The organism is Mycobacterium sp., from assembly GCF_002863225.1.
Taxonomy (GTDB): Bacteria; Actinomycetota; Actinomycetes; order Mycobacteriales; family Mycobacteriaceae; genus Mycobacterium.
This window is the reverse complement of record NZ_PKEK01000066.1, coordinates 1-20,850: the sequence shown is the minus strand read 5'-3', so window position 1 is coordinate 20,850 and position 20,850 is coordinate 1. Positions and strand designations below refer to the sequence as shown.

21 protein-coding genes are annotated in these 20,850 nt (G+C 62.0%); 6 read left to right on the top strand and 15 right to left on the bottom strand.

What is annotated here, in order from left to right:
• The first annotated feature begins 88 nt into the window (after nucleotides 1–88).
• Nucleotides 89–886, top strand: coding sequence for an SDR family oxidoreductase (locus CYU59_RS20790; protein ID WP_293002361.1), 798 nt, complete (start codon nucleotides 89–91; stop codon nucleotides 884–886).
• An 84-nt stretch (nucleotides 887–970) separates the two neighbouring features.
• Here CYU59_RS20790 and CYU59_RS20785 read toward each other — a convergent pair whose 3' ends face one another.
• The 14 genes from CYU59_RS20785 to CYU59_RS20720 all read right to left on the bottom strand — a co-directional run bounded on the left by CYU59_RS20785 (nucleotide 971) and on the right by CYU59_RS20720 (nucleotide 14,894).
• Complete coding sequence (locus CYU59_RS20785) at nucleotides 971–2,050, bottom strand: hypothetical protein (protein WP_293002218.1); 1,080 nt, start codon at nucleotides 2,048–2,050, stop codon at nucleotides 971–973.
• A gap of 86 nt (nucleotides 2,051–2,136) precedes the next feature.
• A complete protein-coding gene (locus CYU59_RS20780; RefSeq protein WP_293002216.1) occupies nucleotides 2,137–2,889 on the bottom strand; it encodes a hypothetical protein in 753 nt (250 codons plus the stop codon).
• A 290-nt stretch (nucleotides 2,890–3,179) separates the two neighbouring features.
• Nucleotides 3,180–3,449 (bottom strand): cytochrome C oxidase subunit IV family protein, encoded by a 270-nt coding sequence (locus tag CYU59_RS20775; protein ID WP_293002214.1) that lies wholly within the window; start codon nucleotides 3,447–3,449, stop codon nucleotides 3,180–3,182.
• A gap of 4 nt (nucleotides 3,450–3,453) precedes the next feature.
• On the bottom strand, nucleotides 3,454–4,059 hold the full coding sequence (locus CYU59_RS20770) for a cytochrome c oxidase subunit 3 (protein WP_293002212.1): 606 nt from the start codon (nucleotides 4,057–4,059) through the stop codon (nucleotides 3,454–3,456).
• Between the two features lie 110 nt (nucleotides 4,060–4,169).
• Entirely contained in the window at nucleotides 4,170–4,907 is a 738-nt protein-coding gene (locus CYU59_RS20765) for a CbbQ/NirQ/NorQ/GpvN family protein (RefSeq protein ID WP_293002359.1), read from the bottom strand.
• A gap of 264 nt (nucleotides 4,908–5,171) precedes the next feature.
• The gene (locus CYU59_RS20760; RefSeq protein WP_293002210.1) at nucleotides 5,172–6,341 is read right to left on the bottom strand and encodes a cytochrome P450; all 1,170 of its coding nucleotides are present in this window, start codon (nucleotides 6,339–6,341) and stop codon (nucleotides 5,172–5,174) included.
• A 190-nt stretch (nucleotides 6,342–6,531) separates the two neighbouring features.
• Entirely contained in the window at nucleotides 6,532–7,602 is a 1,071-nt protein-coding gene (locus tag CYU59_RS20755) for a hypothetical protein (protein WP_293002208.1), read from the bottom strand.
• A gap of 47 nt (nucleotides 7,603–7,649) precedes the next feature.
• The gene (locus CYU59_RS20750) at nucleotides 7,650–8,774 is read right to left on the bottom strand and encodes a phosphotransferase (RefSeq protein ID WP_293002206.1); all 1,125 of its coding nucleotides are present in this window, start codon (nucleotides 8,772–8,774) and stop codon (nucleotides 7,650–7,652) included.
• A 287-nt stretch (nucleotides 8,775–9,061) separates the two neighbouring features.
• Entirely contained in the window at nucleotides 9,062–9,748 is a 687-nt protein-coding gene (locus tag CYU59_RS20745; RefSeq protein WP_293002204.1) for a TetR/AcrR family transcriptional regulator, read from the bottom strand.
• Nucleotides 9,749–10,409: 661 nt separating this feature from the next.
• Entirely contained in the window at nucleotides 10,410–10,583 is a 174-nt protein-coding gene (locus CYU59_RS20740) for a hypothetical protein (RefSeq protein ID WP_293002202.1), read from the bottom strand.
• Nucleotides 10,584–10,874: 291 nt separating this feature from the next.
• Nucleotides 10,875–11,366 carry an SRPBCC family protein gene (locus CYU59_RS20735; protein WP_293002200.1) on the bottom strand — a complete coding sequence of 164 codons (492 nt, stop codon included), beginning with the start codon at nucleotides 11,364–11,366 and terminating at the stop codon, nucleotides 10,875–10,877.
• A 74-nt stretch (nucleotides 11,367–11,440) separates the two neighbouring features.
• Complete coding sequence (locus CYU59_RS20730) at nucleotides 11,441–12,757, bottom strand: FAD-dependent oxidoreductase (protein WP_293002198.1); 1,317 nt, start codon at nucleotides 12,755–12,757, stop codon at nucleotides 11,441–11,443.
• An 18-nt stretch (nucleotides 12,758–12,775) separates the two neighbouring features.
• Nucleotides 12,776–12,901 carry a hypothetical protein gene (locus CYU59_RS20725; RefSeq protein WP_293002196.1) on the bottom strand — a complete coding sequence of 42 codons (126 nt, stop codon included), beginning with the start codon at nucleotides 12,899–12,901 and terminating at the stop codon, nucleotides 12,776–12,778.
• A 289-nt stretch (nucleotides 12,902–13,190) separates the two neighbouring features.
• Entirely contained in the window at nucleotides 13,191–14,894 is a 1,704-nt protein-coding gene (locus CYU59_RS20720; RefSeq protein ID WP_293002357.1) for an AMP-binding protein, read from the bottom strand.
• 510 nt (nucleotides 14,895–15,404) lie between these two features.
• Here CYU59_RS20720 and CYU59_RS20715 point away from each other — a divergent pair.
• Nucleotides 15,405–16,148, top strand: coding sequence for an MBL fold metallo-hydrolase (locus tag CYU59_RS20715; protein ID WP_293002194.1), 744 nt, complete (start codon nucleotides 15,405–15,407; stop codon nucleotides 16,146–16,148).
• Nucleotides 16,149–16,374: 226 nt separating this feature from the next.
• The gene (locus CYU59_RS20710) at nucleotides 16,375–17,064 is read left to right on the top strand and encodes a histidine phosphatase family protein (RefSeq protein ID WP_293002192.1); all 690 of its coding nucleotides are present in this window, start codon (nucleotides 16,375–16,377) and stop codon (nucleotides 17,062–17,064) included.
• Nucleotides 17,065–17,460: 396 nt separating this feature from the next.
• Here CYU59_RS20710 and CYU59_RS20705 read toward each other — a convergent pair whose 3' ends face one another.
• Nucleotides 17,461–17,994 (bottom strand): MarR family transcriptional regulator, encoded by a 534-nt coding sequence (locus CYU59_RS20705; protein ID WP_293002189.1) that lies wholly within the window; start codon nucleotides 17,992–17,994, stop codon nucleotides 17,461–17,463.
• A 106-nt stretch (nucleotides 17,995–18,100) separates the two neighbouring features.
• Here CYU59_RS20705 and CYU59_RS20700 point away from each other — a divergent pair, with 106 nt between their 5' ends.
• The 3 genes from CYU59_RS20700 (at nucleotide 18,101) to CYU59_RS20690 (ending at nucleotide 19,485) form a co-directional block, all read left to right on the top strand.
• The gene (locus CYU59_RS20700; RefSeq protein ID WP_293002187.1) at nucleotides 18,101–18,484 is read left to right on the top strand and encodes an antibiotic biosynthesis monooxygenase family protein; all 384 of its coding nucleotides are present in this window, start codon (nucleotides 18,101–18,103) and stop codon (nucleotides 18,482–18,484) included.
• Nucleotides 18,481–18,915 (top strand): SgcJ/EcaC family oxidoreductase, encoded by a 435-nt coding sequence (locus CYU59_RS20695; RefSeq protein WP_293002185.1) that lies wholly within the window; start codon nucleotides 18,481–18,483, stop codon nucleotides 18,913–18,915. Before CYU59_RS20700 ends, CYU59_RS20695 begins: the two co-directional genes overlap by 4 nt.
• A 108-nt stretch (nucleotides 18,916–19,023) precedes the next feature.
• On the top strand, nucleotides 19,024–19,485 hold the full coding sequence (locus CYU59_RS20690; protein ID WP_293002183.1) for a PPOX class F420-dependent oxidoreductase: 462 nt from the start codon (nucleotides 19,024–19,026) through the stop codon (nucleotides 19,483–19,485).
• Nucleotides 19,486–20,850: the final 1,365 nt, after the last annotated feature.

Here is a 20,850-nt window from a genome sequence, read left to right as displayed (position 1 = left end):
AAGGTTGAAAACAATCGGCATATTTCTAATCCAGGTTAAACTACGCTTGAGCGCGGCCGCAACAGGCCGCCCAGCTACAGGAGCACCGATGGACTTGGGTTTGGCTAACGCGCGCGTCGTCGTCACCGGCGGCGCATCAAATATCGGCCGCGGCATCGTCCATGAGTTCGCCGCTGAGGGCGCGCGGATCGTGATCAACGACATCGATGCCTCGCAGGCTGACAAGGTCCGTGCCGAAGCGCTGGAGCGTGGTGCTGCCGACGTCCGCGTCGCGATCGCGGACCTGACCGTCTCTGGCGCCGCCGAAGACACCGTTGGCGCCTGTCAGGAAGCCTGGGGCGGCATTGACGTGCTGGTGAACAATGCGGGCTGGAGCGTGCCGGGGTTCATCGCGACCGATACTGACCGGGACAAGTGGCAGCGGACCATCGAGGTGAATCTGTTCACTGCGATTTCGGCGACCCAGGCCGCTATCGGCCCGATGAAAGAAGCCGGCGAAGGCTCCATTGTCTTCATTGCCAGCGACGCCGCCTTTGGTCAGATCCGTCAGGGTGTCTACGGTGCATCGAAGGCCGCAATGGTCGCCCTGGCCCGAACTACAGCTCGTGAACACGGACGCCACGGCATCCGTTCCAACATCGTGTGCCCCGGTCTCGTCATTCCGGAGGGTCCCGACGCGATTGGGCCCTCAAGCCTGTGGGCGGTCGGCGAGGACGCGGTGTTCAATCAGAAGCAGATCGACTTCATGATCAAAGACACCCCGCTGCGACGGCTCACCGATGCCACCGACGTGGCTCGCGCGGTGTTGTGGTTCTCCTCGCCGGGGGCAGCCCGGCAGGTGACCGGGCAGATGATCTCGGTCAGTGGCGGCTACACGATGCCTTAGGAATCGACCGCGGGACGGGCGGCATCGGCGCGCTTGCCGCCAGCAAATTGGGGCATCGGGCCGCGGCGTCAATTCTTGAGTGGGTTATCGCCGGCTAACTCCGTAGGGCGGATAGGCCGATGAGTCGGGAAAACAGTGCAGAAGCCCACGGTCCTCAGCGAGGAGCTTCGTCCACAATTTGCGGTAGTACCGGAAGTTCATCACGTCCTGGTCCTCGCCGTAGACCACCTGCCCGTCGTATTCCCACCTGACCAAGGACCACCAGTTGAGGATGTCGCTGTAGTGGGGCCACTTCAGCCAGTTTCTGTTCTGCCCTTCGGCGTGCAGTTCCCGGCCGAGCTCGTCGACGCAGTGGATCACCTGAGTCAGTACCCGCCCGTCGCGTCCGCGTTGGGCTCGACGGGTGCCTTCGACAATCTGGGCCTTGATCCCGTCGCGAATGTAGAAGCCATGGGTCACGGTCTCCGTCGTGCCGTCGATGGGATCGTCGTCGAACGACAGCGCGGTCTGTGGAGCGTAGAGATGCCATCCGCTCTCGGCTGAGGCGAACACGTAGGGCCAACCGGTGCGCAGCGGATCCTTGATGTCGGCGTAACGGGGCCCCCATGCGCGGTCGCGGACAGCCCCGCAGTCGATCGCGATCGTTTCGCCCTCGATCTCGACGATTCCGTTGAACGTGCCGGCCTGCTCGTAGTGCCCGACTGAGAGGTCCCCGGCCCGCGCGACCCAGTTCCCGATGCCCTGCTTCTCCTTGCCGTCATCCGCGAGCTTCATATAGTGCGGCTCGGCGAGCGCGGTCCAGGTCAGATCGATTTTCACACCGTGGCGGTCATACCCAAACCGGTATTTCCGCAACGGGTCGATCATCTTGCACGACAGCGAATTCGACAGCTCGAAATTGAACATCTCGGCATTCGGCGGGATCGCGAGGTGCTGATCCCAGCCGTAGTAGAGGCAGTTGTAGACGTCCTCGCCAGTGTGGTCCCAGATTGCCGGGCCAGCCACGACCAGATTCATGTTCGGCCGAAAATAGAAATAGATGAACCCACACAGATTGCGCTCTGGCGCGGTGAACCCGAGCAAGCTGTTCTCACTCCAGTACGGATCGTCACTGTGCTGGTGGAACTGTTCGTCGGCCTCGTCGATCTTGTCGTTCCACGCCATTGTTCGCTCCGCTTCTTAAGCGCCCGCCCGGGACGCACGGCAAGCGAGGTACCAGCCCGGCTTGAGCCGTCGTCGAGGCCGTGCCGCTAGTTCTGGGCCTGTGGTTGCAGGCTGAGTTCGGGGCTTCCGGCGACGGCTAAGGCTGCGTGTTCGTACTGGGGCGCGTTGATGGCCTTGATCGTCAGCACGGTGATGACGATGAACCACGAGAAGAAGTCCGTCATCGGTATCCACCACGGGAACAGTCCATTCCAGGCGAATGGCCCGCTCTTGAAGAAGGGCAGCACGAGGGCCATGACCTGTATCAAGGCCATACAGAGGCTGAGATACCCCGACCATCGGGGGTACAGCGGTTGCTCGGCCTCATCGGAGAGGATGGCCAATCCAGTGGCGAAGACCCACGTGACGAAAGGCGGGAAACCGATCACGAAGCCGATCCAGCCAAAATCATTGATCAGCTGAATTGATTCGTCGGACCAGGTTTCCGGCCGGAAGGCCGCGGTGAACCAGCAGACAATCGGCAGGATGATCAGCAGCACCCCAGCCGCATAACTGGATACCTGAAGATAAGTCACCGCAGGAGCGACACCTTTGATTCGCCGGGTCTGTCCGACGATTCCCGAGCCGAAGGCGAGAAAGAACATTGTGCCGACGTAGCACATCAGCAAACCGGTCCTGATCGCCCCAGTGTGATCACGGTAGATGGCCGCCGTCTGCGCCGCGGTATTGGCCGGATTCAGGGGCGGGACAAAGTGCGCGATGCCAACAAAACCCACAAAGAAAAGAACCGCAAATGCGATGCCGCCCCAGGCGCAGGCCAACTCGGTCAAGCGTTTCAACGCGTGCCTCCTAATTTTTTGACGCTCATTTAGAGAACTTCGCCGCAGAGTGGTCGGCACCCACACCCATGGCGAACGTCATATTCGAACATTATGTATGAGTGTTGATGTGCTGTCAATCACACTGCGACCCTCACGTGACCACGGACACGCGCCTGCGTCTGGCCGACGATAGCAGCGATTCGAACGGATGTTGTTGTCGCGAAGATCTTTTCAATCTTTCACCCGCTAGCTCGCCGGCACCAATGCGCGACATGTTCGGTGCTCGGCGCCCTGGGGGCCGTCGGCGACTAGCGGGCAACGATGTCTATCGCCGCCAGGGTAACGAATACGACCAGTGAGTAGAGCTCGAAAACGATCCGCAGGGCGATCGGAGCCACCCGCAGATCCATGAAATGGATGCCGATGAGACGCACCTTGAACAGCGCGATCCCGACAATGATGATGGCGGCGGCGGAAGCGACGCTGGCGTCCTGCTCGATACCAACGACGAAAGAGACGAATGTGAGGAGCAGTAGCGCTGCCCACACCACGATTACACGACGTCTCGCCTCGGTCACGGCTTCACCTCATTAAGTAGAACAGGGCAAAGAGCACGACCCACAGCAGGTCGACCATGTGCCAGAAGATTCCGCCGGCCTCGCACAGCATCGTCTGATTGCTGGTGAGGGCTGAGCGGCGCGCGCCGACCGTGAGCCGGCTCAGCACGACGCAGCCGATGAGTACGTGGAGCAAATGGATGCCGGTGAACATGAAGTAGTACGAGAAGTATTCTCCGCCGTTGACCGACTTGCCTTCGGCAAATAGTTGCGACCACTCCGCGGCCTTGACGATCACGAAACCCAGGCCGCAGGCCAACGCGGCACCAAATAGCCGCGGCGTACCTCGGTGGACGCCCGAGTTCAACTGTTGGACACCGAGAGCGACGAGCAGCGAGCTGGTCAGCAGCAGTACGGTATTGAGTGTTCCCAACGCTGTATGCAGACTCGCGTGATCGTGGGAAAAGGTTTGGCGATTTTTGGCGCGCGAGTACATAAACGTTGCAAAGAACAACGCGAAGATGGTCATGTCGAAGAGGACGAAGACCCAGATCCCTTCCTCGCCTGGGACTCTGCGGCGCGCCGAGACGGTCGGGTTTGCGGGTTCGGAGTGGCGCTGGTCTGCCGTCACGGCTCGACCGAGCAGCTGGAAACTGAATTCACCACGGAGCGGCTAACTTTGGATACAAACCGTGAGCGGATGTTGGCACGTGCTTTCCTGAGGTGTCGATGAAGCTGCCCTCAGCTGGGGTCGTAAATGTCGATCATCGCGGTCAGGCTGCTGCGCAGTTTGAGGTCGTCGGTCAATGGCCCAGCGATGGCAGCGGTCGCGGCGGCGTGAAACGACAACCCCTCGCTCATCAACGCTGCGGCGGTGACTAGTGTGCGGGTCGAGGCGACCTCGCGAAGGCCCGCGTCGTCGACCCGCCGGATCGCCGCTCCGAGGCGCACCAGGGACGCGGCCGTGGAACGGTCTACGCCAGATTCGTGACACACCAACCGGATCTCGGCTTCTGGCGGTAAAAAGTCCAACTCCACCGACACCATGCGTTGCCGTGTCGAGGATTTCAAATCTTTCAGCACACGTTGACAGCCCGAGTTGTAACTGACGACAAGGAGAAATCCATCGGCTGCTTTGATCCGTTCGCCGCCGAGGCACTCGATATCCAGCTCGCGGCGGTGGTCGGCGAGAGAGTGGATGACCGAGGTCGCGTCGTGACGCGCTTCGACGATTTCATCCAGATAGCAGATTCCGCCCTCGCGGACGGCGCGCGTCAGTGGACCGTCCACCCATTCCGTCGAGCCGTCGGCAGTGACATACCGCCCGACCAGATCGGAAGCGGTCAGATCGTAATGGCATGAGACGGTGTGCAAGGGCACGCCGGCGGCGGCGGCGATATGTTCGACCAGCCGCGTTTTGCCACATCCAGTGGGACCCTTGAGCATAACCGGTAAGCCGCGGCGCATCGCGGCCTGCATAACGCTGACCTCGTTGCCTACCGCAAGGTAATACGGGGAAGCCGTTCGTATCGGAATTCGATGTCTGCAGGTAATCACACTGGTTTCCCAGGCATCCTGCAGCGCGGTCTGCTCACCCATCATCCCCTCCTCGGAAGGTTGTCGTGCTGTCGTTATTTCCCTGCCGCCGTTGCGGATGCCAATCAGTGAGGAACGCGGATACAGACCGGCTTCGCCGTTGCCGGCCCCGCCCATTGCTCGCTGGCAGCGCCAGCGAGTATTCGGTCATACGTCCCATTCGAACTCCAGCCGCTCCGGGCGGTGGAAAATCATCCCCTCCTGCACCTGGATCGATTGGTCGGGAACCAGCCGCAGATTCGGCAGTCGGGTCATCGCGGTTTCGATGGCCACCTTCATGTCCAAACGCGCAACCGAGATTCCGATGCAGGTGTGGGGTCCGAGCCCGAAGTGCATGCTCTTGCGCATCTCGGCCGCATCGCGATCGATGTTGAAACGCTCCGGGCAGCTGAACTCGGCTTCGTCGTTATTCGCGGACTGCACCAACGCGAAAATGTTGGAGCCCTTCGCGATCTGGTGCCCTCGGATCTCGACATCCTCCTTCGCGCGCCGCACGATGCCGCGCGCAGGGGTGAGGCGCCGCAGCGACTCCTCGACCACTTTGGGTACCAGGCTCAGATCGTCGCGCACCCGGGTCAAAAGGTCGCGGTCCTCGCAAAGCTTATAGAGCGAGAAGCTGATCCCACCGGCGCTGGTCTCGAAGCCGGCGATCACGAGTTGTCCAAGTACGCCGAGGATCTCGCGGTCGGTGAGGCTTTTCTCACTTTGCTCTTGGGCAAGGATCAGGCCGCTGATCAAGTCGTCTCCCGGGGACTCCCGCCGGCGTGCGATGGCGTCTAGCAGGTACTCGTTGAAGTGCACCTGCTCACGCGCCAGCTCCAACCGCCGGTCCTCGGAGATCGTCGGTACAAACAATTCGGTAATACCCAGAGTCCAGTCCCGGAACTTCTGATGGTCTTCGGAGGGCAACCCGAGAATCTTGATCAGGACATGCACGGGCATCGGTGTGGCGAAACTATCGACCAGGTCGGCACGCCCGTCGGCGACGAATTCATCCACCAGCGCGTTCGCCGCTTCGCGGATGACGCCCTCGCGGACCTTGACCGCGGCGGGTGTCAGCGGCTTGGCGGCGAGTTTCCTAATCCGGTTGTGCTCGGGCGGATCGGTGTTGACCAGCGCGGGCTGCCACGGCGCGTAGCCATGCGGCAACGCCTCTTTCAGTTCATCGGGCACCTCGCCGACCAAATCGGAAGGCATACATCCGAAGCGGTCCATGTCTTTCACGATCGCCAAGACATCGTCGTAGCGGCTGATGACCCAGGCGTCGAGCTCGGGCACGTGCAGGACCGGCGCGTGCTCGCGCAGCTGCCCGAACATCGGGCAGGTGTCCCACGTGCTCCGAAAAACGTCCATCATCGAAGGCTGTGCGTCTGCCTGCGTCTGCTCACTCATCGAGAGTTCCTCCATCTAGCATTGTTTACTGCTCTGTGCCCCAATTGATTTCGAATATTCAGTGCTGGAAGCTGCAACACCCGCCGGCAACTCGTGGGCTGCGGATTCCGTTGCGCTACTTGTGATATGGCGGGTAATCCGGTGAGTCCGGAAAGCAGTGCAAGAGCCCGGGGTCGTCAGCGAGGAGCTTCGTCCATAGCTTGCGGTAGTGCCTGAAGTTCATGAAGTCCTGGTCCTCGCCGTAGACCACTTGGCCGTCGTATTCCCACTTCACCAAGGACCACCAGTTGATGATGTCGCTGTTGATCGGCCACTTCAGCCAGTTCATCGTCTGACCGACTGCGTGCAATTCCCGGCCGAGTTCGTCGACGCAGTCGATGACCTGCGTCAGCACCCGGCCGTCGCGCCCGCGCTCGGCGCGACGGGTGCCTTCGACCACCAACGCCTTGATGCCGTCGCGGATGTAGAAGCCGGTGGTCACCGTCTCCGTCGTGCCTTCGATGGGATCCTCTTCGAACGACAGGGTCGTCTGAGGGTCGTAGAGGTGCCACCCGCTATCTGCGGACGCGAAGACATACGGCCAGCCAGCGCGAAGCGGATCCTTGACGTCAGCGTGGCGTGGCCCCCAACCGCGGTCGCGCAGCGCACCGCAGTTGATCTCCAAGACCTCGCCCTCGATCTCGACGGTGCCGGTGAACCTACCTGCGTGCTCGTAATGCCCGACCGAAAAATCTCCGTCTTTGGCTACCCAATTCTTGATGCCGGGGTCTTCGTCGCCAGTCTTGGCCAGCTTCATGTAGTGCGGCTCTGCGACCGCCGTCCAGGTCAAGTCGAACTTCACACCGTGGCGGTCATAGGCCAAGCGATACTCCTGCTGCGGCTTGATCATCTTGCAGCTCAACGAATTCGAGAGCTCGAAGTTGTACATCTCGGCACCCTCGGGCATTGCCAGGTGCTGGTCCCAGCCGTAATAGAGACAGTTGTACACGTCCTCGCCGGTGTGGTCCCAAATCGCCGGTCCGGCCACGACCAGATTCATGTTCGGCCGAAAGTAAAAATAGATGAACCCACACAGATTGCGCTCCGGCACGGTGAACCCGAACAGGCTGTTCTCGCTCCAGTACGGATCGCTACTACGCTTATGAAACTGCTCATCCGCGAGATCGATCTGATCATTCCAGGCCATTGGTGTCTCCTAGGTCGTTGTTGGTGTGATCGGTTGGCAGCGCAGGGTCACGCGAGCCCGGCCGCTCGCGGCGCTTCAAGGTCGATCGCCATGTCGGCGTATCGGCGGATCTGGTCGGTGATGACAGAGACGGCGCGCTCGGAGTCCTCGACTTGAGCACCCATGCCCACGAAAAGAAAGACCCCGTACATTGCACCCTCGCGGTAGGCGGACCAGGCCGCATCGAAATCGAAGCCCGTCACCCCTGAGTTCTCAAGGCGCTGATGGTATTCCGCGATCAAGTCCCGTTCGACCTCGCGCCGCTGTTCGGTGGGCAACGAGGCACCGAGAAAGTACGCCAAGTCAAGGCCGGGAGGGCCGAGTCGAACGGTCTGGAAGTCGACGACAACGGTCCGGTCCGAGTCGGGATCGGTTGGATACATCAGGTTGTCGCTGCGAAAGTCACCGTGCTGTACCACCGTCGGCGCCTTCCAACTGCGGACCCAGGTGCCGGCGTGGGGCAGGACCGACTCGAACAGCTTGACGTGCGCAGAGTCGAGGCGGTCACCGAAGCGGGCGATAAATGTCTCCAGCCCGGCCGGCAACGCGTCGAAGATGCCGAGCGTGCGGCGGGGATCGGCCAGCCATTCGAGTTCGGCCACCTCCTTGGAGTTCCACAACGGCGCCTGAAAAGCGACGAGTTCGCCGATCGCGCGGGCACATTCGTCATCGGAGGCCGCCTTCAAGACGTCGCCCGCACTCATCTCCCCACTGAGGTCTTCCAACACGAGGTTGAATGTCGTTGCGTCCTCGGCAAGTTGGGCCAGATAGCACCGTGCCAAGCCCATGTCGGGGACCAACGAGGCGATGTCTTGATAGAACCGCGCCTCGAGTTCATACATGCCCATCGCCTGAGCTAGGCCGTAGCTGCCCGGATCATCCGTCGGATACTTGACCACGAGGGAGGCAGGCGCGGATGTCGGGCCGCTATAGGTCAACGTCGCCCGCATCATCCGCGCAATGACGCCGCCGCCCACCGGTTCGAGCTCCACCGACTCGAGATCCGCCTCGCCAAGCTGGCCCGACCGGTTAAGAACGGCACGAAACCAGTCGACGGACATCTCCTCAGGTGTACGAACGAAGGGCAACGCGGGGCCGTTGGCGGTCTGCTGCGGGGCGTGTGCCTGGGCCATGAAAACTGCCTCCTGTGGGTGTGTGGCTTGGGGCGCGCGCCGCACGAAAAGCCTTGGCCGAGAGCGTTAATGCCCAAACGAACAGGTCGGCCAAGGATGCCCGGACACGCTATTCGAACAGTATGTATGACTCTAACTGTGTTGTCAATCACCACGGGGCAGCCGGTGTGAGCGCGGACACTTCTGAGGCGGTTGCGCCTAATGGGCACGGCGACAGTGCGGGGTAACCCGTGCGTCCGACAGCAGACCGCGAGATCGCGGGGCGCAGTTCGGAAGGCGCTGAAGGGTCAGGCGGAGCGGGTACGGCGCCGCGGCTTCTCTTGATGCGCGTAGAGCGTTTGCCAGACGACCGTCGTCAGACCGTCTAGTCGTTCGGCGACGTGAACCTCACTGTCGGCGGCTAAGTGGTACAGACCGCGTTCGATCATCCACGCCAGCCATGGGGTCACCGACGCGATGTCTAAATCGGCGCGAATGACGCCGGCAGACTGCTGTTCGCGAAACCCGGCGGCCATGTCCTCGGCGCGCTGCTCCATGACCTCCCCATATTGAGCGCGCACACGCGGATCATAAGCAGCGGTTTCGGCCACGGCGGCCAGCATGTGTCGGTGGCGGATGTACTCTCGGACGACGTCGTTTAGGGCGGCCTTCAACTCCTCGCGTGTCAGGCCCGGTTGGAGCTTGTACCAGGCGGCGGCAGCCTCTCCCACTTCCCGTGTGACTCGGTCGGCCAGTTCCATGACTAGCGCACCCTTGTCTTCGAAGTACACGTAAAAGGTGGAGCGAGCGAGTTCTGCGCCGGTGATGAGTTGTTCCACGCTGATGGCTGAGAAGGGGGTTCCGCCGTCCAAAAGAACTTCCGCGGCAGCAAAGAGACGCCGTGCGATTTCCTCGCGCCTGGTGGCGCGACTGACTCGAGGCCTGCGGGCGGGCATGGACATCGCGGCGCGTACCTGTCTGTCGTCAACGGGCATGCAGCCCTCCGGAAGTGGAGTGGGTCTGCAAGGTAGCTGATGCACTACTCATATATCCGCCTGACCTCAACGTTTGCCGATATCGCTACGGGCCGGCGCGGTACTGATGGTACCGCAACGCTTCCTACTCGGTGTGAGTCGCAACACGCGCATCCCAACGGAAATGGCCTGGGGTCTGCTTGGTCGCCAAGACCGATGCAGGTAGCGGGTCCCGAATTAAACGTAGGAAGGAACCGTAACCCCAAGTCCCACAGCAACAACGGACGAGCAGACTCGATGGCGTGCCAGTAGCCGCTCGACATCACGTCACCATCGCGTCTCAGGCCGCCACACCCGACTTATCGCGCAGTTTGACACGCCTGCAGGGCGGCAGCGCGTCGGCACGTCGCTAAGCTCACAAAACAATTCGTTGATCCGCTCCATCGCGCACCCCATAACGCAGACGGCTTATTCGAACATCGTGTACGACTTCTACTCCGGAATTATGGCCGTCCCATCGTGTGGTGTCAATCACACGACCGGGTTTGGCAGTCCGTGAGTGTGGAGTTCGAAAAATGATGCGTTTGACCGCGGTCTTGGCAACGAGCGTAACGATTGGGTTCGCTTGTCTCGCTTCAACAACAGCCGCGATTGCGTCGCCGCCAGACGATCCCGCGACCGATCAGTGTTCGTTTGTACTATCGCCACTCAAAGTCGTGCAGGTATCAGGCACGAGCATGGTGTCGGTCACGCTGCAGCCGGGAAAGTGCTCGGCCGAAGCCAACCCGAGTTCCTCTTTGGTCTGCATTTCCATCGACGGCGACAGCTCGGCTGGACAGTGCGCTTCGATGGGCATCCCAGGCCCTGCAGTGTTGTACTACCCCTATCGAGCCGGGGCGACCTACTCCGTACGTGGCCGCGGGTGTGCAGATTATTTCAAGCCACCATATGAGCGCTGCCAAACCTTCGGACCGTCGCAGTTCACACTCTAGGTTTCGCGCTGCGCGGTGTTCCAGCCGCTGAACGTCATGCTGCCGATCGCGGCGGTGACAACCGGAAGACCTGCGATTCACGCTGAGCGATCGTGGAATTGATTGACGGCCATCGAAAGTCGTTCGGGCCGTTTGCTCTCACCGAATATGTGCCGTCAGGCACCGGCAGCGAAGAAGCGTTGACCATCGCTGAGTAGGCGCCTAAAAACAATCCGCAACACCGGGGCTAGCGCTTTGAACGGCAATCGTGCGGCGATCTTTGGTTCGCTCGACACTGTCCAACGGAACAAGGTGCCGCCATCATCCGGTTCGACGGCGTAGGCCTCGGCGAAGCGGTTGAAGAGCGGGACGGTCGACTCGTAGACAGCGAACGCGTAGTCGTGGCCTTCGTTCCAGCGGAAGAAGCGTTCACGCGCGCGCGCTCCGAGGCCTGCGACCTCGCGGGTGGTGCCGACCCCGAACGGACGCGGCGAAGTCCAGGTGACCTCTTTGATCGCAGGGCCCCACGCCGAAATCGAGGCGTTGGAGGCGAGCGATTCCCAAACCTGTTCAGGTGGTGCGACAAACCGCCTCTGGTAGCGAAAGATGTGCGGGGCGGACTCGAGAAATTCTGCATCGGCGGCTTCGAGCGGATACCAACGCGTCATAGTTGACTCTTCTACCTAGAAACTTGACAAATCACGGAATTCGGCTTTGTACCTTGACATCTCGCGGTGCGAAGTCAGCGACTGGTGGTCAGCGCGTAGGCGGCAACGATCTCCTCGACGACAAGTTGCGCCGTTTCAGCGCAGGCGGTGGTGCCTCCGTTGGCGTATTCCTTAACGGCGTCTCCGACATTCCACAGACCCTCGAATGGAGTATCACGCGGCAGGTCAAACCCAGCGACGGCACGCTGGGGTGGCCAGCCGTCCCTAGTCACCGCGACGTTGAGAATCGTGGCGCGTTCGTCGAAATCCTCGATCGCGTCACGCAAATCCTGCAGGAGCAGCTCGGTTTCTGCGGTCTCGTCGAACTCGCCGACCGATGGCTTCGGCACAGCGGTGCCGACGTAGAGGTTCCAGCCGGACGGCGCCATCTCCGGGCACAGGTCGGTGAAGTTGGCGAGGTAGGCCAGGCGCCGCGACTGAGCGAAGCTGAGCATTCCGGGTACATCGACGAGCCGGTCCCGACTGGCGAAGTTCACCGAGATCATGGCGGTCGGGCGATCGCCTCGCTGCACCGATTCTTGGTAATCGCCGGGCACATTCTCCGCCCCGATCAGGGCGACGCACGCCGCCGGCCCGATGTCGCTGACCACGATGGGTGCGGTGATTTCGGTTGGCGCACCGTCCCGCTCGACGAGCACGCCGGTGACCTTTTGGCCGTCCACGACGATCTTCGTGACCTCGGTGGATAACCAGATCTCGCCGCCGTGGGAGGTCACCACGTCAGCCAGCCCCCGCCAGAGGCCGATCGTGCCCTGGGGGTGGAAACCGAACCGCTTGAAGGCGCTCTTACGGGTGAAGTAGGTGAGGAACACTCGCGCGGGGAGATCCTCGGACCCTACGGCGAACACCGAGGCGCACATGTTGCGGAAGATTCCGTGCACGCCTTCGTTTTTGGTGTATTTGGACACCCACTCGGCGGTGGTGATCTCGTCCTCGGGCAGGCCGGAGTCTGACCGCGCCGCGCCGATGCCCTTGACGAGTTTGGCGCCCTGGCGGGTCAGCTTGCCGAGTAGAAAACCCCAGCCCCCGCCGGTGACGTCGACGTCCTTACCGGCGATTCGATACAGGATCGGTGGACTAGGTTCCCGAATATCGAACGGGGCCCCGACCTCCTCACAGGTTTGCTGGGTGATGCCGCCCACCTCAATGACGATCGCACCGTTGTTGACCTTGAACCCGTCGATATCATCGGTCGATGCGCGACCGCCGATCTTGTCGAGACGCTCAACCACCAAGGTGCGGTAGCCGCGATGGGCGAGTCGGGCAGCGGTGAACAGGCCTCCGGCTCCCGCTCCGATAACAACTACGTCAAACGGTGGCTTCTCAGTCACGATGTATCCCTTCAGATTTCACTTCGCCCGAGGGTTGCCGACATCGAAGGCAGAGTCGACGAAGTCCTTGCCTGGCTGAGTTCCGGTTGTGCGCCAGGCCGCCGATACCGAGTCGGCGTGCGCCTCGATCACCATCTCAAGCACCCCAACTGCTCGCTGCCGCCACCGAGCCCGTCTCAATTCCTACAGCTCTGCGCCTCGCCGAAACTATTTAATTTAGATTAGACCATCGTGGGCGGGGCGGGGATGAAGCTCCGAGGCCGGCAACAGCGTTCCTCCGCGAATTCGCCCGGTAGATAGCGCTCAACGATCCAGTCGAGCATCGTCTGCAGCGAGTCGCGGCCCATCACGCCGACGGTAAAAGCTGTCTAATCGCCGAACCGACGCCATGTCAGGGTCCCGAATGGTTCGACTTGTTAACTGGAGCACGGTGTCAGAGCGACAACTGCTCGACGAGCTTGAACTTCTGAACTTTGCCCGTCGGCGTCTTCGGAAGATCGTCAGCAGCGCAGAACACAACCTTCTTGGGCACCTTGAACTTGGCCAGATTCGCCCGACAGATGGCGAGCACATCTTTCTCAGTGACTGTGGCGCCGGGGGCGGGAACCACTACGACACAGCCGATTTCACCCCAACGATCGTCGACGAGGCCCACCGCGAACACCTGGCTGATTTCGGCGTGGCGTGCCAGGAGATCCTCGATCTCCTTGGGCATCACCAGCTCGCCGCCACTCTTGTAGAGCTCCTTGCTGCGCCCGGTGACCTGGAGGTAGCCATCGGGACGCACGACCCCCAGATCACCGGAGTGCAACCACCCGCCTGTCAGCGTCGCTGCCGTCTGCTCGGGCCTGTTCCAGAAGCCGTGCATGACGGTCGGCCCGCGCGAGACCAGTTCCCCTTCCTGCCCTGGACCCAGGTCAGCACCGCTGACAGGATCCACGGTCTTGTATCGGACGAGTTCGTCGGATCCTGGAACTGAGGCTGCACCAGCCATTTTCGGCCGCCCCACGGTCTCGCTGGTCAGGTGCAGCGAATCTTCCGGACGCGTGAGAGTCATCGCGCCGCCGCACTCCGTCATCCCGTATCCGGTGACGATTTCATCCATGCCGAAGTCCTCGGCGATCTGCATCCACAACCAGACCGGTGCCGGCGCGGAGCCGCAGAGGAGCGCTTCCAGTGAGGACAAGTCGTAGCGGCATCGCAGCGGACTCTCCACCATTGCCACTGCCATCGTCGGCACGCAAAGAACATCCGTGGCGGCGTGGCGCTGGATGCCGGCGAAGTAACCCTCGGCGCTAAACGCGGTGAGAGGAATGATCGCCCCGCCGACATACAGCACCGATAGCAGGCCCTCGATGTAGCCGAACATGTGATAGCTGGGCAACGAGAACAGAATTCGACGTCCGTCTTCATAGGCCCTCGTGAGAGCCGAGGCGTACGCGGTTCGCAACACTGCGTCGTGAGAGGTGACCACCCCCTTGGGTGTGCCGGTGGTGCCGCTGGTGTACAGCATGTCGGCGGGGTCGTGGGGATTGACGGTGATGCCGGTCAGATCGTGGTAGGGGCCGGATGCCAGGCTTGCCACCGTGTTCACGCCGCTGCGGGCGGGCGCGTCGGTGCGCAAGAGCACCACGTGGCGCAGGCCGGGCACTGCGTCCTGGTTGCCGTCGGCGCGATCGGGGAACTCAGTGCAGTCCCAGCCGGGGGCGATGCCATCGAGCATCGCCTGATAGTCCAGACCGTCGAACCCCGTCATCATCACCAGCACTCGGCACGCGGAGTCTGCCAGCACGTAGGCCAGCTCGTCTTGCTTGTAGAGATAGTTGAAAGGTACGGCGATGGCCCCGGCACGCGAGATCGCGAACTTCAGCGTCACGAACTCGGGATAGTTCGCCAACACCATGCCCACCCGGTCGCCCGGCCGCACCCCCAGTTCGACCAAACCCGCTGCCAGCCGCTGTGATTCAGCGACGACGTCGTCGTAGGTAAACATCGAATCGTCGCGAAGGACTAGGGGCCGACTACCGAAGCGCGCGGCGGATGCGTCCAGTCGGCCATGCAGTGTTGTCGCCGTCCATGTCGGATAGGCTTCACGCAGCGCCGCTCGTCGCGCCTGGATGTTCGGCTTGGAGGTCAGCATCGTCTCCTCCTACATCTGCCGCAGACGTGCACGCGTGATGCCGGTCGCGCACTTCGGCCTTGCGCCATTGATCGTAGGCACCCAGGGCGGCGCTCGGCAGCCGAGGTGGTCGCGCCGTCCGCGACTGAGGACGCGACGACCCAGACATCGTGACGCACGCAGAGATCCTGCGGGCAAGACCTTGCCTGCCGTCACGCGACGTCGCTTCCAGACGCCAGCCGGCATGCAATGGACGGGCACCTCACTCGATCGTTCAACATCGCTACACCGCGTGGCAGTAACGCGCTAGGGCGTCACTCTTTCGGCGCTATCGCGTGAAAACGTGGCCTGACAGAGACATTCCGCTCGTAGATGATCTTTGGCGGCATGGGTCACCGTGCTCGCGAGCGCGCTGTTAAACGTACGCGCCTGCGGCTTACGCAAGCCGGGCTGATCCCGAACGCAGGGTCGAGCGGTAATCCCCTCGCTCACTTCCCCCGGTAACCTTAGTTCGGCGGAGGGACGGGCATGGCAGGCGTGAAGGTCCAACGGTTTCCAGATTCACCTGTGACACGGGTGTCGCGATGGTGTTTCAACTGCTACCTCATCGATGGGGATGACGGGAACGTCGTCGTGGTTGATGCCTTCATGCCGAAGGTCGTCACCGACATCGCTCCGCTGCTGAAGGGCCGGCTCCCCGTGGCCGTCGCAGCCACCCATGGCCATCCGGATCATGTCAGCGGGGCACCCGCGCTCGCCGCCCGCTACGGGTCGGCGATCCACCTGCCGTCGACCACGCTCAGCTACATTGAGGACAGCGCAAAACCCCGCACACCGAGCGTCGCCAAGCTCGTTCGTACGTGGCCGGTGCTATTCGGACAGCCTTTTGCCATCAAGGCCGCACTCGGCTTCGTCGCCGCGTCCACGACCGTCGGCTTCGGTACCTCGCGCGGCATGCTCTGGTCTGGGCCAGAGCCCGCGGGTGGGCTTGACGACGGCGACCGACTCCCCGGCGCCTCGTCGTGGTCTGTCATCAACACGCCCGGACACACCGATGACGGAATCGCGTTCTGGCACTCTGACTCTCGCACTCTGCTATCCGGTGATGCGGTCCTCACGATACGCGGCAAGCCGCGCCTCGCGCCTGACATCATCGACGTGGCGTCCGCGTCCCGCACGGCAGCACGATTGCGTGCTCTGCCAGTAGAGCATTTACTGCCTGGCCACGGTCGGCCTCTTCATGGCGTCTCGGTGCTCGGCGATGCCCGCTAGCTCGAGCCCGCGCGGCGAATAAGATCGAGCCCTTTCGGCCGCCGACCCAGGCATGAGGCCTGTTCGAACCCCACTTCCCGGTGCGTGACACCCGCCCCACCCGGTGATCGATGTGGCCGTCGCGCATAGCGATTCCGCACCGCTTTCGCGTGGTGGAACGTGCACCTCTCACGGTTTGGTCGACGCGGTAGATGCCCAGGACTCGCGACGACATAATGTGCTGAAGATGTTTCGGCGTTTCGCTCTGGCTACCGTCATTGTGTTAATCACCGCGGGTCTCGGATCAGCGCACGCATCAGGCCCGCACACCATCACCATGACGCTGGTGCGGCACGCTCAATCAGAAGGCAACGCATCTGGCCTGATCGATACCCTCACTCCGGGGCCGGGACTCACCGCTAAAGGATGGTGTCAGGCAACCCTCGCGGCCAGCCAAATAGCCTCCCACCACTACGACGGTGTCTACGCCTCTAGCATGATCCGCAGCCAGCAAACAGCCGCGGCCACCGCGCAGATCCTGGACGAACCAGTTGGTGTCCTGCCCGGTCTGCGGGAGATCGAAGCCGGCCAGTACGAAGGCCAACCCGAACTGAACGCGAAGCAATATATGGTCGCACCGCTGCTTTGGCTCGACGGCGATCTCAGCGCGCGCATCCCAGGCTCCTTGAACGGCAACGAATTTGAAGGCCGCTTTAACGATGCGGTTCGACAAATCTACGAGAGCGGCCATGAGAACCCGGTCATATTCTCCCACGGTGCGGCGATCATGCTCTGGGCGCTGATGAACGTACACAACCCCGACCGATCACTCATCACCAGCAAACCGCTGCCTAACATGGGTCGAGTAACCGTTACCGGAAACCCCTCTGCCGGGTGGACGCTGACCGACTGGGATGCCGATCCCCCGCCCTGTTGACCCGCGTCACTGCACGGCAGTGGGATGCATTGGGACCTATGGGTAATCCCCTCTCACCCGAGAGCACGTCCCCCAGCGGGGGGACCGCGGGCTGTCTGCTAGCCGATAATGCGGAGCCAACAGTGCGCTGCGCTTACCAGATCTGCCCGATGATTACGGACTCTCTTTCGGATCGGGTCGGGGTCCAATCAAATGACCTTCGGAGAGCGTCCCCTGCAGACACGGTCATGTGAATGCGTTGCCGAAAGAATCAGGGGTGATCACCAACTCGTCAATCAAGCCCGGAGGGCCGTCGACGGCCTCCAACACCCGAGCCAACAGGTTCGTCGCTTCACCCACCTCACCAGCCGCTCTGACCGGTGATGGGTGGACGCTGCTGTGGCATGTGCAGTCGCTTCAGGGGGTGTTGGTCCGTCTGACTCGGCGGAGACCGGGATGAATGCCGACAGGCAACTGTGCTCGCCGCGTCGCGTGGTGCAGTAGAGCGATGAACCGATCGCGCTCCCGCGGTCTTAATCCCGCCATGATCTCCTCTTCCAGACCGTCGACGGCGGTGTTCGCGTCGGCCAGGACGGCGTGCGCCCGGTCGGTGAGACGTAATTGGTGTGCCCGCCGGTCATATGGGTCACGGTCCCGGCGCACCAGGTCGCGCGCCTCGAGGTCGTCGATGAGCCCGACCATGACGTTGCGGTGCACGCCCATCGCGTCCGCCAGCTGCTGCTGGCTCACACCCTCGTTGGTGGCGAGGTGCATCAGTACGCCGTAATGCGGGGGTTGCAGGCCCAGTGGGGCCAGTAGCTCACCGCAGCGCGTCGCGACGTGAAAACCCAGCTGAGACAGCAGGAATACTCCACGTTCGTCCAAGGACGAGGCTTTGTCGTCGGTGCCTCCGATCGCGGCGGGGGACTCCGTTGCGTTGTGCGCGCTCATCGAATGATTGTATCCCTCAAATATCGTCATTATTAGTGACAATCTTTGCATGGGCGCATAGCCTGGTTCTCATACACACATCGACCCGAGTCGAAGGAGTCGTCCCATGAGCGACCTGACTGCCGATCATCCGGTCGTGTTCGTCAACGCGATCGAGATCCCGTCCAACCAAGTCGACGGTTTCATCGCCGGCTGGTGCGATCGGGCGGACTTCATGCGCCACCAACCCGGATTCCGGGACTATCGACTCCTGCGAGCAGTAATGCCGGACAGCGGTTTCCAGCTCATCAACGTCGCCCGGTGGGACAGCCAAGAGGCGTTCGGCACGGCGACCGCCGACCCCGAATTTCGGGCTGCGCTGCAGGCACTGAACGACAACCCCGACTTTCACGTCACGCCGAATCCCGGGCTATACCGAGTGGCGCTGCAAGCACAGAATGCGAGCGTCGACATGTCCCCAACGGCCGCGGACAGCGGAGGCCCACGGTGACGCATCGACCGGCTCTGGGCACACCAGAACATCTCGCAGAGGCGACGCGCGCGGTGGAAAACATGGTGTCCGCGTTGCAACGTGGACTCGACGAACACGACGCCGACATCTATAACGCTGGATTCTCCGCCGACGTCGTCTGGGGCGGCCCGTTCGGCGCCACTGTCCACGGCTACGACACCCTGCACAACATCCATCGCACCCTGCTGGCCCGTGCAACCGCAGGGTTGTCACGCTACGAAATCCTCAAGGTCAGCGCACCGGGACCCAACGTGGCTCTGGCACAGGTGCGCCGCACCCCGCTCGACCCTGCCGACCACTTCGCCGAGATGGCTCTCTACGTCCTCGTCCAGCGCGCGGGGCGGTGGTGGCTGGCCGCCGGCCAGAACACCCCCATTCAACCCGGCGATTCGGCCACAGATCGCAACTAAGGCCGGTGCACACCTGATGGAACGGTCTATCCCGTTGGGACATAATCGACTTCGTTGCAAAGCATGGTTCTGCAACGCAGTCGAAGCAACCACGATGAGGAGCTGATCATGTCGTGCTTCCGACCCCATGAGATCGACTACTTGAACGCCTCCGACGTCGGCCGACTTGCCACTGTCGCCGCCGACGGAACCGTGCAGAACTCGCCGGTGGGCTTCACGTTCAACGCGGACCTCGACACCATCGACGTCAGCGGCTACCGCATGTCCAAAAGCCGCAAGTATCGCAACATCGCCAGCCATCCCAAAGTGGCGTTTGTCGTCGACGACATCGTGTCCCGGGATCCCAATCGGGTTCGTTGCCTCGAAATCCGCGGCACCGCCGAGCAGGCGCGCACCGACGAGCAGATCGCCGAGCCCAACGGTGACGCCCTCGACACCGAGATCATCCGAATCACGCCCCAACGGATCATCGGCTTCGGCATCGACGAGCCCGACACCGAGCCCCATCAACTCGTTCCTGACGCACGCGACACCACAGCCTCGAGCGGGCCGTCGACTGGCATTGCATAGACGACCACTGGGACATCTGATAACCGCAACGTCGAAACGCCTGGATGCTCCTCGGTGAGACCGTGAGGAGTCCGCGATGAACCTGCGTTGCGGGATGCGATCGCCAGACCGCCGACTAGGCAGCGCTCGCAGCGCGCCGTGGGGATATTCGTCACGCGACGTGATGCACGCTCTTTCCCAGTTCTTCCAAACATTGCATGCAACTTTGACTACTCACCGCAGGCCATCAAACTGTTATGGCAACTCGCTCAACAGGATTCGCATCCACATTTCAGTAATCGGGCCACCCCGTCAGAATCGAAGATAGGCGTGAGTGGTGACTCGATTTGGATGCCGGTACTTCACAACTGGCACGCTCAACTTGGCGTTTCGCTCATGGTGCTTACCTTCGCCTCCTCCTCTGTGGTCGTCACCAACACCACTGCAGCCAAAGCCGATAATTCTGTGCTTAGGTCAAACTTGGTTGCGCATCGCGGGGGGTAACAAACCGATGGAAGGCATTTTGGATGTGGAAGATTTCCACCGGCGCTGTGCTGCACACGATCGATGGCTCCAGGCAAACCCGGATATCACAACGTTCAGCGAGCAATGGGCCGGCTACAACGTCGAAGGACTGCCCTGACCCTGATCAGGGGTGCCGCACGGCGCTTGCCGATAGACCCCGACTACGTCAAGTGCGGTGAGGATGCGTGGGCGCGTCCACTCCTCTCGACGCTTCAGGTCAAGCTATTGAACACGGGATTTGGCACATTGCTCATCGATTACCAGCGTCACCGCTCGAAAACCGCCTACGAACCGGCTGGGCGGAAGCTGTTGTGCCTAGGCGGCTTTAATGCAAATCGCCGTGACAGCCCGGCACGCGCGGTGCGAACCCCGCGCGTGACGTAGAACGCACTCCAGCGTTTGGGTCTCCGAGCGTGAGGGTGAGCCCGGCAGCGGCAGTTGGGGGCGCCTCGATGCCTTCGAAAAGGCCCTTGCGCGGCCGGATCCGCGCCCCAGATTCCGACTCTTTAGGGAAGCCAACGACCGGGCCCACGCGTCGAAGGTATCACTAGTAGGGCTTTAGTGTCCGACGCGTCGGCGCTGGCCCTCCGGCTCGGCCATTCACGACCGCGCCGCAGAACTAGTCCTAAGCATCGAACGCGTTAGCGCCATGCGGCTGTCCATTCCACCAAACTGGAGCCGCGCGCCGCAGTTCGGCGAGTTCCTCGGCAGGCACGCGTTCGGCGTATCCCCGCTCGTGTGTCAACGACGGCCGAAAATTGACCCCCTTTCGACGGTTGAAAATTGACCCCCTTGGTGTTCATTCTTCGGTGGCCGATCCCGGGACTCGCCCGAGATCGCGGTCTTTGATGCGGTAAGAGT